At 44.2% G+C, this 13,794-nt stretch carries 21 protein-coding genes; 4 read left to right on the top strand and 17 right to left on the bottom strand.

Annotated features, from left to right (window positions below):
- A partial coding sequence (locus MED92_RS03000; protein ID WP_007020000.1) for a LysR substrate-binding domain-containing protein occupies positions 1-706 on the top strand: 706 nt, incomplete at its 5' end.
- A 182-nt stretch (positions 707-888) separates the two neighbouring features.
- Positions 889-1,446, top strand: coding sequence for a phosphonate metabolism protein/1,5-bisphosphokinase (PRPP-forming) PhnN (gene phnN, locus MED92_RS02995; protein ID WP_007019999.1), 558 nt, complete (start codon positions 889-891; stop codon positions 1,444-1,446).
- A gap of 119 nt (positions 1,447-1,565) precedes the next feature.
- On the opposite strand, the gene MED92_RS02990 is transcribed toward phnN, so the two are convergent.
- The 14 genes from MED92_RS02990 to MED92_RS02915 all read right to left on the bottom strand — a co-directional run bounded on the left by MED92_RS02990 (position 1,566) and on the right by MED92_RS02915 (position 9,905).
- Positions 1,566-1,784 carry a hypothetical protein gene (locus MED92_RS02990; protein WP_007019998.1) on the bottom strand — a complete coding sequence of 73 codons (219 nt, stop codon included), beginning with the start codon at positions 1,782-1,784 and terminating at the stop codon, positions 1,566-1,568.
- A 227-nt stretch (positions 1,785-2,011) separates the two neighbouring features.
- The gene (locus MED92_RS02980) at positions 2,012-2,575 is read right to left on the bottom strand and encodes a LysE family translocator (RefSeq protein WP_337445017.1); all 564 of its coding nucleotides are present in this window, start codon (positions 2,573-2,575) and stop codon (positions 2,012-2,014) included.
- 186 nt (positions 2,576-2,761) lie between these two features.
- Positions 2,762-3,154, bottom strand: coding sequence for a VOC family protein (locus MED92_RS02975; protein ID WP_007019995.1), 393 nt, complete (start codon positions 3,152-3,154; stop codon positions 2,762-2,764).
- Positions 3,151-3,660, bottom strand: a complete 510-nt coding sequence (locus tag MED92_RS02970; protein WP_007019994.1) for a DUF6622 family protein — start codon at positions 3,658-3,660, stop codon at positions 3,151-3,153. Before MED92_RS02970 ends, MED92_RS02975 begins: the two co-directional genes overlap by 4 nt.
- 63 nt (positions 3,661-3,723) lie before the next feature.
- Positions 3,724-4,113 carry a VOC family protein gene (locus MED92_RS02965; protein WP_007019993.1) on the bottom strand — a complete coding sequence of 130 codons (390 nt, stop codon included), beginning with the start codon at positions 4,111-4,113 and terminating at the stop codon, positions 3,724-3,726.
- Positions 4,114-4,594: 481 nt separating this feature from the next.
- The gene (locus MED92_RS02955) at positions 4,595-5,137 is read right to left on the bottom strand and encodes a hypothetical protein (protein ID WP_007019991.1); all 543 of its coding nucleotides are present in this window, start codon (positions 5,135-5,137) and stop codon (positions 4,595-4,597) included.
- A gap of 50 nt (positions 5,138-5,187) precedes the next feature.
- On the bottom strand, positions 5,188-5,685 hold the full coding sequence (locus tag MED92_RS02950) for a hypothetical protein (protein WP_007019990.1): 498 nt from the start codon (positions 5,683-5,685) through the stop codon (positions 5,188-5,190).
- A 100-nt stretch (positions 5,686-5,785) separates the two neighbouring features.
- Complete coding sequence (locus MED92_RS02945; RefSeq protein ID WP_007019989.1) at positions 5,786-6,025, bottom strand: hypothetical protein; 240 nt, start codon at positions 6,023-6,025, stop codon at positions 5,786-5,788.
- Positions 6,026-6,117: 92 nt separating this feature from the next.
- Positions 6,118-6,393, bottom strand: coding sequence for a hypothetical protein (locus MED92_RS02940; RefSeq protein ID WP_007019988.1), 276 nt, complete (start codon positions 6,391-6,393; stop codon positions 6,118-6,120).
- Positions 6,394-6,440: 47 nt separating this feature from the next.
- The gene (locus MED92_RS02935) at positions 6,441-6,788 is read right to left on the bottom strand and encodes a hypothetical protein (protein ID WP_007019987.1); all 348 of its coding nucleotides are present in this window, start codon (positions 6,786-6,788) and stop codon (positions 6,441-6,443) included.
- Between the two features lie 96 nt (positions 6,789-6,884).
- Complete coding sequence (locus tag MED92_RS02930; RefSeq protein ID WP_007019986.1) at positions 6,885-7,280, bottom strand: ribonuclease E inhibitor RraB; 396 nt, start codon at positions 7,278-7,280, stop codon at positions 6,885-6,887.
- 98 nt (positions 7,281-7,378) lie between these two features.
- A complete protein-coding gene (locus tag MED92_RS02925; RefSeq protein WP_007019985.1) occupies positions 7,379-7,642 on the bottom strand; it encodes a hypothetical protein in 264 nt (87 codons plus the stop codon).
- Between the two features lie 365 nt (positions 7,643-8,007).
- Positions 8,008-8,985, bottom strand: coding sequence for an alpha/beta hydrolase (locus tag MED92_RS18375; protein ID WP_007019984.1), 978 nt, complete (start codon positions 8,983-8,985; stop codon positions 8,008-8,010).
- Between the two features lie 149 nt (positions 8,986-9,134).
- On the bottom strand, positions 9,135-9,905 hold the full coding sequence (locus tag MED92_RS02915) for a zinc ribbon domain-containing protein (protein WP_007019983.1): 771 nt from the start codon (positions 9,903-9,905) through the stop codon (positions 9,135-9,137).
- A 283-nt stretch (positions 9,906-10,188) separates the two neighbouring features.
- Here MED92_RS02915 and MED92_RS02910 point away from each other — a divergent pair, with 283 nt between their 5' ends.
- Together MED92_RS02910 and MED92_RS02905 are read left to right on the top strand one after the other, a co-directional pair.
- Positions 10,189-10,929 carry an MBL fold metallo-hydrolase gene (locus MED92_RS02910; RefSeq protein WP_007019982.1) on the top strand — a complete coding sequence of 247 codons (741 nt, stop codon included), beginning with the start codon at positions 10,189-10,191 and terminating at the stop codon, positions 10,927-10,929.
- Positions 10,926-11,558: a hypothetical protein gene (locus tag MED92_RS02905; protein ID WP_007019981.1), complete on the top strand. Its 633-nt coding sequence runs from the start codon at positions 10,926-10,928 to the stop codon at positions 11,556-11,558. The genes MED92_RS02910 and MED92_RS02905 overlap by 4 nt, the downstream gene beginning before the upstream one ends.
- Before the next feature lie 43 nt (positions 11,559-11,601).
- Here MED92_RS02905 and arsB read toward each other — a convergent pair whose 3' ends face one another.
- From arsB to MED92_RS02890, 3 genes are all read right to left on the bottom strand, one after another.
- Entirely contained in the window at positions 11,602-12,612 is a 1,011-nt protein-coding gene (arsB, locus tag MED92_RS02900) for an ACR3 family arsenite efflux transporter (protein ID WP_007019980.1), read from the bottom strand.
- 102 nt (positions 12,613-12,714) lie between these two features.
- The gene (locus MED92_RS02895) at positions 12,715-13,101 is read right to left on the bottom strand and encodes a tautomerase family protein (RefSeq protein WP_007019979.1); all 387 of its coding nucleotides are present in this window, start codon (positions 13,099-13,101) and stop codon (positions 12,715-12,717) included.
- 7 nt (positions 13,102-13,108) lie between these two features.
- Positions 13,109-13,794, bottom strand: a 686-nt coding sequence (locus MED92_RS02890) for a DUF2314 domain-containing protein (RefSeq protein WP_007019978.1), incomplete at its 5' end; no start/stop codon positions are given.

The following is a 13,794-nucleotide window of genomic DNA, read 5'->3' as shown; positions in this document are numbered from 1 at the left end:
GCTATCTCGTACTGCAGAAGAGCTGAAAAGCTTCCATCGCGGTACGCTGCGCATCGTATCCATGCCAACCTTAGCGCAGGGGTTTCTGCCCCAGGTCGTACATACTTTTATGCAAGACCATAAAGGAGTGGCGGTTACCCTTCAGGTTCGAAGCTCACAGCAGGTGGCCGATTGGATATCTACCCAGCATTATGATGTGGGCATTACCGCCATTAATGTCAGCGATCCTGCCATCGAAGTTCAGACCTTATGCCGCAGTCAACTGGTCTGCATTCTGCCCCCAGGCCATCCTCACGCCAACAAGGCAGTCATTGAGCCTGGTGACTTAGAAGGAGAGATGTTTGTCTCCTTGGGTACCGAGCAAAGTTTACGATACAAGGTCGATGAAGTATTTGAAAAAGCCAACGTTAACCGGGAGCTGAACTTTGATACTCAGGTGTCTCACGTAGCCTGCTCTTTTGTTTTAGCCGGTAGCGGTGTATCACTGGTTGACCCGATGACCGCCCTTCAGTTCATCCCTCAGGGCCTTGTCGTCAAGCCTTTCAAACCGGTTGTAAAGTTCAACTACAACATTATCTACCCTGCGACCCGCTCTAAATCACAGATGGCTGTGGAATTTACCAAGCTACTCAGGCTCAAACTCGATGAAGCCTCAGAAGCATCAAATGGCTTGTTCAAGATTCTTAGTGGACCAGAAGCAGATTGAAATGAAAGATAGCTCGCGGGAAACAATGAATGCACAACATGCCTGTTCGCTACTAAGGTAGTTTTGACGGTAATCCAGCTACCCTACAAAAAGCCTTTACCTGAGATTCACCCAAGGCTACAGTCTAGATAACCATCTTATAAATGCGTCTTTTAGAGCGATTGAGTCGAAGAGTTAGGTATATGCAGGGGAAGTTATTCTATCTAATGGGCGCATCGGGGTCTGGTAAAGACTCCCTCCTCCAGGGTTGCAGGGAGCTCCTTCATCCTGAAGACCGAACCATCATCGCCCATCGCTTTATCACCCGCGCAGCAGGTGCCGGTGGCGAAAACCATATTCACTTAACTGAAAAAGAGTTCAACATGCGCGAGCAGTCAGGCCTGTTCGCTATGCACTGGACTTCGCATAAACACCTGTACGGCATCAGCAGCGAAATAGATACCTGGCTGGATGCAGGCTTGAATGTGATCATGAATGGATCAAGAGAGTATCTATCCAAAGCGCTGGAACAGTATGACCAACTTGTACCGGTGATGATCAACGTCGACAGTAACTTACTTAAAAAACGTTTGATCAATCGAGGGCGCGAAACACCTCAGGAGATAGAAAAGCGTTTATTACGTCATGAAACCCTTCTTCATGAGATGCCTGAAGAAACCCTGTTTGTCGATAACAGCCACAGTCTGGAGGAAGGAATTCAGACGCTGATGACGATTATTAAGGATAATGACTTAGGCTGAGTTCGGCTGACTTCGGCTGACTTCGGCAGACTTCGGCAGACTTCGGCAGACTTCGGCAGACTTCGGCAGACTTCGGCAGACTTCGGCAGAACACAGCCTGCCCTTCTATCCTTTACCCCTCAATCCTCATCTGACATAGGGATTGAGTATTTCCCTGAAGCAAGACCAGAAAGCCTTTCAACAATCATCGCTTCCTCAATATCTGTCAGCGCAATTTCAGGGTCTGCAGAGACAAATTCGTACTCATCTTTAAATACATCAAAGCGTATCTTCCCAAGAATATTGCCACTGGAACTGATGCAATCCAATTCCTGCTCGAGTGGGAAGAACATTACCATGTGAGACCTCTTCTTAAAGCGCGTTGTGAGTACGAAAACTGCGGCGCTAATATGTCCTTTCTTAGCGTTAATAGCAAGGGGGAAAGGCAGGACGCTGCTGCGCAGCTAGAGAACGCTTCGCTTGAAGGACGGCTTCGCCTAGAGGACGCCGCTTTGCGGCTAGAGGAAAGGCATAATCAAGGAAAGATAGCTACAGGGGACCTAGTATAAACCCGTTATGCTCGTAACTAATGGCGGCCTAATAACAGCTTCACACCAGACACTGCCAGAAAAGTCGCGCACGCTCGGTTGAAGCGTTTAGCCATTGCCGGTTTAGCAAACCACTGACGCAAATAGATGCCAAACAAGGCGTAGATTGAGATAGCCGCCATTTCTAGCAACAAAAAAGCGATTCCTAAAACCATAAACTGTTCATATATATTTGCCGTGACTTCCACAAATTGCGGAAGAAATGCAGTAAAAATCAGTATTGCTTTAGGGTTTCCTGCGGCTAATAGAAATTCCTGCTTTGCCAATCTGAAGGCGCTCTTTCCGCTATCAACTTCAGAAACCGGACTGACCTCCGAAAGCCATAGATTGATGGCAATCCAAAGCAGATAAGCCGCACCACAAAGTTTGATTATTAGAAAAAGCGTTTCAGACGCATAGAGCACCACAGCTAAACCTGAAGCCGCTAACGCGATCATGATCGAGAACGCAGCAATACGACCCAATCCCGCAATTAAAGCCGTATTAAAGCCATAGCAACGGGCATTATTCATAGACAGTAGGTTATTTGGTCCGGGCGTCATGTTTAACGCAAAACACGCAGGGACAAATAAAAGAAACGACCAAAACTCCACAATCTACCTCAATCAGCATTATGCTTAGGAAAGCTTTATTAATACGCAAAAAAACACCATCCAATAGTGTCTAATCCCATGGATGATTGTACGCTGCCAGCGAACACTACGCTTGGAAAACGGCTTAGGCTAGTGTTAACGACCCGATTCAACCGAATAGGAGGATATCTCAATCAGGTTGTTATCCGGGTCCCTGAAATAGAACGATTGAATAGGCCCTGTTGCACCGGTACGCGGTACAATGCCTTCAATAATCATCACACCTTTATCGGATACTTGCTCCAGCGCTTCTTCGATAGGCAAGTGGGTAATAAAGCATAAATCAGCTGAGCCGGGTGTCTGGGCCTGTGCCTTAGGCTCAAACTCTTTACCCTGCTGGTGAAGATTGATCTTTTGCGAATCAAACTTCAGTGCCACCCTCCCCTCGCCAAAGACCTCCTTCTCCATACCAAGCACATCGGTATAGAAGCGAACGCTGTCATCAATGCTTTTGACTGTGAGAACGAGGTGATCGAGGTGTGAAATCAAGATGTGACCCTTAGGCAAGCTGCTTGTTTATATGCTTTGAACATCACCAAACTCCGGGATAAGAATACCCCAGTAAAAGCACCATACGCCAAACCAATCGCTAAAGCGAAATACATTTCATGGATAATGGGCAGCTCTCTTGCAGTCGCAAAGCCGACAAAATACCGGGTAAAGAAGATGGCCATCATGAACAGCAAAGGCGTCCAGCTGCCGACTATGATCAACTTATTCCTTTCCTGCGAATAGGCAACTGATTTAGGGAAGCCTAATTTCACACCGATCAACGTCATTATTGATAAGCCCAAACCCCACAAACAAATAACGGCTAACTTAAGACCGAAAACAGAATACACACCAAACAGTGAAAAGATGATCATCGCCAGCGGCAAAACAAAGATTGCCTTAACCGATACCTCTCTGGTTTTTGCCTGAAACAAGCCCAATACCACCAGTACCCCAAAGATTAAGAATACCCAAACAGGCGTGTTTTGAATGATTTCTGACAATGGCTTAATCCTTTAAGAAGCTAACGCAAGGTATGTATTTGTGTTCACTGGGGTAAGGATCACCTACTTCATCGAATAAAAGCCGATGTTGTTACCTTCGGTATCTTGCGCAATGGCGATAAAGCCATGTTCACCGATCGACATTTTAGGAACGACAAGCTTGCCACCCGCAGGCTCCACTCTGGCCTGTTCCACAGAACAATCCTCGCAATCGAAATACACCAGCGTACTATTTCCTCCGGATTCCACACCGTCCATTTTGCAGATAGCGCCACTTGCACCTGGTTCTTCTTTCATAGGGAATGCCCACATCTCAGGCTGAGGAAAATCTTTTACTTCAGCCGGATTATCAAGACGCGTTAACTCTTGCCCGAGCACCGCTTCATAAAAAGCCTTAGCGCGTTCCATATCATTGACATAGATTTCAAACCAACACACCGCATTTGTATTCATTTCAGCATCCTTTGAGTTAAATAGCTAGGTGGTAAATATAGTTGCTATTTTAAGTACATAACGCTTTTGTAATGGACCACATTGCTGCGAAGCAACGAAAATTGTAGTCCGGCACAAAGGACGATTCTTAAAATACTTGTTATTTTTCATTAAAAACCACCATCGCTCCCGCTACTGTCATTTGGCGGAATTACTGTATTTCTACCTCCAAGATCAACTCCATGGCCTCTACTTGGAATAAATTGAAAAGCAGCTCCTACAATACCGAAGCATAACAAGCACGCTAACGGGACCCACTCTAGCTCTGAGGTAGTTTGATAGCTCTCGATGACATATTTGAGGATGAGGGAAGCAAATATGAGGTAAATGAACCAACCGAAAAAACTTATCCCTGTTTTAATACCCATGTTGTTCCCTATGCGATATAAAGCTTACAGCACAAGTCCAAGCCGCCGAAGTGGCTAGACTGTGCCCGCACTTGTTATCCATTTTTTAATACAAAGTGGGTTTTTAACGGAATATCCACCCTTCTGTTGGAATCACGGACAGTAACATCAACACCCCACTTTCCAAGAAGATCATCTTTCTCCGCTATGTATTTGAGTACTATTGATGTCAGGCGTACATTCCTTGGATTTCCTTTCAAGACACCAGATGCGCATTCAATACCATCCATATCTATAGAAAAAGTTCCATCCGGTCTCGTTACCTTAATATCACAAAGCAGTTTGACTTCACCTTGTTCATTAAGAGCCGGGTTTATAAAAAAAGTAAGGATAGTTAGATAGTCGCCATAGGAGACTTCAGATGCTTCGGTGAAATAAGGAGTCGTCTCTGGCGGTGTGTCCCACTTCTCCTCCCAATCCTTATCAGGGGTCACAACTAACCAAGCACCAAATCCGGCAATGCTCTTTATCGAATCAGAATTAGGTACAACTTCACCGTCTTGTGTGTACCAACCTTCTGCTTGCGCAATACCGGCTTGAAGCAAGTAGCAGAGAATAAATACGAGTATCTGTTTCATAGCACATCCTTATGGCCAACGCTCAACTAAGTGGCGCGCAACGCGCGTCATTACTTAACCGACTTGTTACGAATTTTAACTGATAGGAAACCTTCCTCATTAACGACAGGTATTGATTGGTTCCCAACTTTAATATGCAAATTCGGTCCTTTTCCTTCCAACTTGTACCAAGCACCTAAGTAAGCTAATTCGTATGAAGAATTTCCAGTTCCGCCCTCTGGATAGAAGGTTCTTAAATCCATTTCACCATCCATACCATAATCTTCATACTCAATTCTTTGCTTACGATCTTCATCAAGAGTGGAATATATAAGCAGATCAACAACACCATCTCCATCCGAGTCACTTAGCTGAGCCACCAGCTTCGAGCCCCTAGAGAAAAAAGCAAACCCCGGCTTGTCTTTGTGGGCCACTATCCAATAATTATCTTGATCAAATTGACGGTAATCACCGAATCCAGAGAACACGAAGCCCTCTTTGCACCACTGAAGGTAAAGCACAACTGAAAGAGTAACCATAAGCAGTGCAATAATCACATTTTTGAGCATGGTGGGTTGCCTGAACTCATAACGCTTTTGTAATGGGCCGCATTGCTACGAAGTATCGCAGTTTTAGGTTCAGCCCGAAGGGCGATTATTTATAAACTTGTTATACATTCTGTTCATGATTTGATTCTGAATACTGCCCTTTACCATATTTAAAAACAGTTAATCCTAACCATATCCAAAACACTGGAACCAACCCCTTGATGAATAACAAATATGGTTTGTAATTTGGATCTTCCCAACGCTGAGGAAAGTTAAGATAAAAACCATAAGCTGACATGATTCCGAAAACAACCAGCACAAATGCCAAAATAAAAAGAAATATTCCCAAAGCTTTTTTCATTCGCTCAATCCTTTGATGTATAACGCCGCCAGCACATACCGGAGCACTCAATGCGGAGGGCCAGCCCCGAAGGGCGACTTTTGATGTTATTGTTAGGTGTTTTCCAACTCAATGGGGTTATCCCACAGCTGACAGTCATTAATTCGTTCCTTGAATTTAATTAGAGGCTCAATTGGTATATCCCAACGCCTGCAAATAACTAATAAGCGGATAGTAGCTTCTTCACTTATGGGACTCACGAACTGAATAGTAAGCTTAGTTCCATGCCCAATAACCTTATCGATACCCTGAAGGTTGCTCAAGCACTCAAAAAAGAGATTTTCATCTTCCGGATCGTAAAAACCAGGTCCTTCTACGGTAATTTCCATTTAATACACCTAACGCCCAGCCCGCAGGGCGATGCTGCCTTGGCTTGTTAACTGTTTGGCCACAATAGCCGCTCAATTTGATCATATTTTTCTGCCACCCTTAGAAAGGGCTCAGCCCAGCCACTACTTAAACTTACTTCTTGTAACGGGCCAGTTGGCGCGAACAGAACGGCGACCTCAACCCTTTCAGGCAACGAATAAGACTTAGCCATGTTAAGTAGTTTATTAATCTCTTTTGTAGCCTCTTCTGAGTTTTCCCAATAAGACCAACAGAACTCATTGTCCGGGATTTGAACTAGTTCGATTGCAGACTCCAATACATGAACCAAAGTCCCATATGGATCAGTCTCATCTATCGATCCGTGTATTAATTCCTTAGTAAGATCTAGTTTCATAGATACAGTTAACGCCCCAATAACCAGCAGCGTTGTGGCGAAGCCAAGCTTTTAACTGTCCGGCGCCGTAGGCGCGCAGTTAATTGACTTGTTAAACTATTCAACGACCGGAGTTCCCCATCCGTCATAATCAGCATCAAACTCGCTAGCCAACTTGAGCATTAAAGAGTTTTCACTATTAATGACTTTAATATCTAGAACCGTTTCTTTAATTAGGTCGCCATACCAATAATGAGTGCCGTCATGTACGTTGTCGCCAACATTGGCTACACGGTAACCAAGAGATTCTCCTTTAGCCATCAGCTTTTTAAGTAAGTCAGAGCTAAAGCAATAAAAATGATGCTCAAGAGGATGCGGCTTACTTGGATCTGAACCAGCGTCAATGAGTGCTTGAATCGTTTTGGCATTCATTTCCACATTTGGAGGAAATTCGGCTGCTTGAACGCCACTAAAACCTAACATGGCCATTAAAGAAATCAGAAGTTTTCTCATGACTTTCCTTGGTAATTTAACGCTTTTGTAATGGGCCGCATTACTGCGAAGCAGCGCAGTTTGCGGTCCAGCCCGAAGGGCGATTATTAACAAACTTGTTATAACGCTGCACTTTCTAGCAACGCCCAGATGAATATAAACACACCAATTAGTGAACTAACCCACATGCCTTTACTCATAGGCTTTGAGTAAGCAAATAACTTAGGGGCGTCCCAGGCTATTTTATCTAGGTGTACTTTTTCATCTTCCAGTAACTTTTTATATTCGCTTTGATGCCGCCTAGTTTTTCTCGCTTGATAAATACCAAAAGCACCAATGCTCAGAAAGATAAGTACAGCAATGCCACTCTCAACTAATTCCATATTGCGTTATAACAGCTAAATATATGTCAGTTTGACGTGTTTAAACGCGTCAATTTGATATATATCTCCAAATTAAAGTTTGAGAAACCAACGAATAAGCCTTTAGAATCAGAACATTAGAAACAAAAATACGTTTCGAGTCTGAGAAAAAGCATCAGATTGATCGATTATTACAAGAATGGCTAATTCGCTTCTGATTCCTTAAAGCTTGCTCACCAAAAGATCTCCATGGTCCCTCAATACTCGCAGAGGACAGTCATGTCTGTAAAGCCCCACAAGCTACTTTAGGCATTGCAAAAGCGCACTTTGAATCAAGCTGATTCTAGCCGCCTTTATCCGCTTTTGGCCGTTAGTCACTAACCCCTCTACTCACGAAGCGCCCCCCTTCTATCCAACCAACCCATCACCGTTGGAAAGAACTCATCCGCAAACGCATCTTCTTCATAAAGCACCATCTTCAACCAGTCTTTCAGGCCTAGTTCACGGTTAGGGAACAGATAATGATTAAGAAGGCTATGGGTGCCATCCACGATTAAGTGATTAGTGATATAGGGATTCGGGTTTTGTTTTAACCAGGCGTATTCAGACCTAGCATCGACGTTTTGATCCTTATCCCCCCATAGCAACAGTGTCGGCACTTTGATCGTGCTTAGCTGCTGACTGGAATCTGCCCGATAGTTCCTAAGGACAAACCCATAACGGTCTTTCTCCATCGGAAAACTATCGGTTTCTTTTAGGTAGGTATCGTAACTTGGCTGGGAACGAAAAAACTCAATGGATTGATCGTATTCTTCGACCAACTCTTCTTTACTTTGCAGGCTTAACAGATCAGAGGCATGCTTCTGTAAGCTATGGTATCTCCCTTGGTCTACCCAGTTTCTGGCAAAGCCAATACCTATCAGAAAACCGATCTGCTGGTTTTTTTTTGCAATATCCGGCACCACCCAGCCCGCCTGACTAAAACCTATTAAACCAGTGTTTTTTGCGCTATACCCATATTGGGCTTGCACGGCCTTAATTGCCGCTTCGACCTCTTCTTGTCGATCCTGCATTGATTGGTTGAGCCAATTCCCAGAGGAACGACCTACCCCTGGTTTATCCCAGCTAAATACCGCATATCCCTTATCTCTTAGCTGATCCCAGATGATGTCGAAATAGCCATCAGCATCGTAGCGGCTCGCACCATCACCATGAACAAAAAGGATCACGCCTTTGGCTTGTTTTCCAGATGAAGCAGCAAGGTACTCACCAACTAACTGATCGCTTCCATTACTGAATTCGAGTGTTTCAGCCATGACGGTGAAAGGTACAAGTAACGTAAACAACAGGAGAAAACGGAGCATTATTGCCCTCTCAAGTTATATTCATAATGCAAAAGGGTAAAAAAGAGTCAGTTAAAGAACGGTTAAAACAGATCACTACTACTGCGAGGCAATAAAAAAGCTGATTAATCAATCAGCTTTTTTATGGGTTAATGAAGAACAAGTTCTGCTTAAGCTTTATTAGCACTCTCAATTGACTGAGTCAGATCTCCCAACACTCTCTTTACATCATTGGCTTTTGTATACAGCTGAACTTTTGCTCCACCGACCCCTGTAATTTCTATGGACGCTTTACGGATCATAAAGCCTAAGACTGCTATCGCTGCACCCGCCGCATAGAACAAAGGGGTGTTTAACTCGTATCCAAGCGCTATTGCAATCATCCCAATTGCGTACAACCAGATATGGCTATTACTGGATGCCTGACTAAACTCTGCCACCCTTTCTGGATTAATAGAAAAGTTCATATCGACGAAAGTATTGCGCCCCTTGTAAATAATGAGGTCACCATCTGAAATAGAATCATGATAACGCTGGCTTACAACATCCATATTTTCACTAATATCTGTGATGTTACCCGTACTGGCTATTTTCCCCTCATCGACATGGAATATTGAGATAATCATCATGCCTGCAATGGTTACACCGACAGCAATGGGCCATTCCATCTTCATCCAGGCAGCAATGATCGCAATAATAATGGGTAGTACGATTGCTAAGTAAACCCAGTTACGAGTTTTCACAGACGAAACTGCAGCGATCTCATCCAAGACGAAATTAGACCCTCCCGCTTTAAAGAGTTCCTTTTTATCTTCTTTAGGCTTGGCTTGCGGCGTCGCAATTTTCTGTTGCGCAGGCTGCATTGGATGACCACATGACGGGCAGGAAACAGCTGCATCTGATACCTGATTACTACATTCCGGGCAGGATACTAAAGCCATGATTCTTCCTTTAATAACAGTTAATCCATAATAATTTGCGTTGCGCAAAAACTCTTAAAATCCTAGCAATTTGTGCAATGCAGAACAATATATGAATAAGTATTAATATATTAAAGGTTGATTTATAACAATGAGTTACAGAGACTACCAAAAATAATAGTTAAATTAGTCCACAAATTCTTGTGCGCTAATCACCTTGCAAACCTAAAGATTATTACAGTCAAAGCAGTTAGACTCCCTGTGCGATAATTAATCATTACTCAAGCTTAGTGAATGGAAGCTCATGAACCTTAATGATCAAGATGAATACAGCATACTTATACTGGGTATTGCAGGTGGTGCAGGTTATGTATACGAAGGCCATTGCAGTAGTAGCTTCCTGCTTCTCAAAGGTGAAAAGCCCGTATGTTTAATTGATCTAGGTCTCGGCGTTACGAGAACACTAACTCAATATGGTTACTCTCTGCCCGATACTGTCATCATCACACATAACCATACTGATCATGCTGGGGAGCTTCCTGTTGTCATTCGGGTTGAAGAGTCAAAAGGCAGACGATTAAACATAGCCGCTGCAACTCCAGTTTCGGAAAGGCTCAAACATCAAAGAATGGCCGAGCATAATGACCTTTATCCTGCTGAAACCCTAGCTAATTGGCTTTCATTGCCTCCGAATGAACGTTCCGATCTAACGGATGATCTTCAAATACAGTTCATCGAAGCAAAGCACTCTGAAAAATGTTTTGGGTTTAAATTATTTTTGAAAGGTATCGATACGCCGTTGCTAGGCTATACCGGCGATAGCGGATTTTATCCTTCGCTGTATCAACAAATATCCCAGTGTAGTGTTTCAATATTTGATGCCCGACCTAATGGAAACGAATGGCATGCGGGTATTGATGAATTAGAAGCCTATCAGCGAACAAGCTATATCATAGGACACGGTATGATTGGTTTAGATTCTGAGGATGAAAGACTGCTTCAATCTGGGCAAAGAGTGACTATTCGTGTTGGGGAGCCAAAATGAAGTTTGCGGATACTGTAAAAGTAGCCATTCAGGGAGTTTATGCCACCTCCCCCTATTTCTGGGCTGATAGCTATCTAAAGAGAAAAGAACAAGCGTGCTCTGAAGCAAGCGAGCAACAAAAGCTTTGGAGAACCAAACGATTATTACTTTCAGAGCGCTACATTGTTTATTGGTTATTCGCTGCTATGGCTATATTCCTACTAACGCCAATTTTACCTTGGTGGTGCGCAATTCCACTGTTGCTTAGGGTGTTGGGCATTCTTAATAAGGAGCTAGGGGTCATTCTATTCGGTACTTGTAAAATCACCGAAGGAACAATGGTTGCAGCATCAGGAAGAGTTATCGTACTCGGTCTGGTCAACTACCTTACCGCTATGTTTCTTATGGCATCGGTTTACGCGTTAATTGGCTCACTGGAAAAGATCCCTGACTATGCTCAGTTGTCACTACCTATCTGGTCGCTGATTCAAGCCATGAATATACAATTCACATTAACCAGCGCTTTCCCACCCGCTGACCTTAAAACTTGGTTTATCTGTCTTTTTCACAGTGGTTTCTGTTTTCTATTCGGCACTATCGTTATTTCGATGTTTGTTTCTCTACTGAACATTAAACCACTACAAAAATGATTTTCAAGAATCTAGCCACTTGTTACTAGCGGCTAGATTCTGTCTAAAACCAATGTCGGGTTCGGTTAGCAAAGGCAACCAGCGACAGCATTACAGGAACCTCAACCAGTACACCTACCACTGTAGCTAAAGCGGCTCCGGAATGGAGCCCGAACAGGGAGATCGCGACCGCTACGGCCAGTTCAAAGAAGTTTGATGTTCCGATCATACAAGCAGGGGCCGCGATGTTATGCGGCAGTGCCATCTTCTTAGCTGCATAGTATGCAATGGCGAAGATTCCATAGGTTTGCAGCAGCAAAGGGATCGCGATCAGAACAATGGTCTGCGGCTGAGCAAGGATCGTTTCTGCCTGAAAGCCAAACAGTAAAACAACCGTACCCAGCAAACCGATCACTGACCAGGGCTTAAGTTGCGCCAATAGGCTATTGAGCGAATCCCCACCCTTTTTCTCTAAAGATCGCCTCGTGATAACGCCGGCAATTAGGGGTAGCATCACATAGAGGAGTACCGATAAAAGCAGGGTTTCCCAGGGCACGGTAATATCGCTTACCCCAAGTAGCAACGCGGCTAACGGAGCAAACGCAAACACCATAATGACATCATTCACAGCAACCTGAACCAGGGTGTAGTTCGGATCCCCTTTTGTCAGTTGGCTCCAGACAAACACCATGGCGGTACAAGGTGCTACCCCCAACAGGATCATCCCGGCGATATACTCGGCTGCGCTTTGCGGATCGACCCAACCAGCAAACAGAACCTTGAAGAACAGCCAGCCCAGCAATGCCATGGTGAAAGGCTTAATCAGCCAGTTAACCACCAGCGTAAGTACGATCCCTTTAGGGCGTTTACCAATATCTTTGATCGCATGGAAATCTATCTGGATCATCATCGGGTAGATCATGATCCAGATAAGCACTGCGACCACCATATTCACATGGGCAAATTCAAGCTTAGCCACACTGGCAAACAGATCCGGATTCCAACTACCGAGAAACACGCCCGCCAGAATACAAAGAAATACCCAGATGGAAAGATAGCGCTCAAATAAGCCCATTAGACCGACCTTACTAATCTAAAAGTTAAGTGGCGCTTATTATATATGATTTTCCGTATATGTACTGATAAAAAATTACAGCGATGGGGCTATTGGCTTGCCTCAGACCTTAACCTTATATTTAAGATCTTGAACCTCATCCCCGGTCATCCCTCTGAAGCCCCAGCAGTGAGGCTCCTGTTCCTTGATAGTTATCTCAATATCCACTGGCGATATGCTCAGGTTCGACTCAATCTCTCTAAACAGTGCCTTGATGAGTCGCTTTTTCGTTTCTTCTTTACGCCCTGCCATCATATTGATTTCGATAACTGTGTAAGCATCTGTACGACCGCCGGGATAATAGAAATCATCAGCTTCCATCGGGATAAAGCGATGCGCCCTTTTATCTTCCGGCATACCTAATACAGATTGCATGCATTGATGAATCACATCCGAAAGTCTGGCTTTGATTGGATTCAGCTGATCTTTAATACCGTATACAACAATCATCGCTGCCTCAGTTTTTCTTTGCGCTTTGATACTTCATGATCAGCTCACCGGTTTCATTGCCTTCACTTCGGCCATCAGCAAACTGTCGCAGATAGTCAAAAACATCGGACTGACTAATCTCTACTTCAGCCCCGGCTTTTAACCCTTTGATATGATAAGGCTCATTCTTTAACAAACCGTTAATTGTGCTGCCTTGCCAGACCAATACCTCAACCCACATCCATTCATTTCCACCGTCATCGGTAGTAAATGGCGCCTTAAGCAAAATGTATTCGCCTGGTTCTAAACCTGTGTTGAAATCCTGCTTTAGGCTTTCAAGCTTTTGTCGGGCGCGGGCGCTGGCCTCTTCGATCTCCCGGTTATGCTTGATATAGGTGATGTTATCTTCCCAACCAAACAGTTCGGATAACAGGTTCTCCTGCTTTTCACTCAGGTTGTGGCCCGGTCGGTCATCAAAGCGGATCTCTAACAACAGGTTATACGGGTCGCCTTCGAACCATTGGGCTTCACTCGTTGCCAGATCGAATTGCAGCAACGCGTTCTCATACAAACTGGCGGTCAGTTGTTGCTTAAATCTGGTGTCGTTTAGCATCTCTATATTCAGGCTAAGCACACCATTCCTATGTGGACGTATACCTTCAACAAGGGATTGTGACACCAGATTGACCAACTCCCCCATTGATCGGTTAACCG

The sequence above is a fragment of the Neptuniibacter caesariensis genome, from assembly GCF_000153345.1.
Classification (GTDB): Bacteria; Pseudomonadota; Gammaproteobacteria; order Pseudomonadales; family Balneatricaceae; genus Neptuniibacter; species Neptuniibacter caesariensis.
The sequence above is the reverse complement of the archived record's forward strand: the minus strand, read 5'-3'. Positions and strand labels throughout refer to the sequence as shown.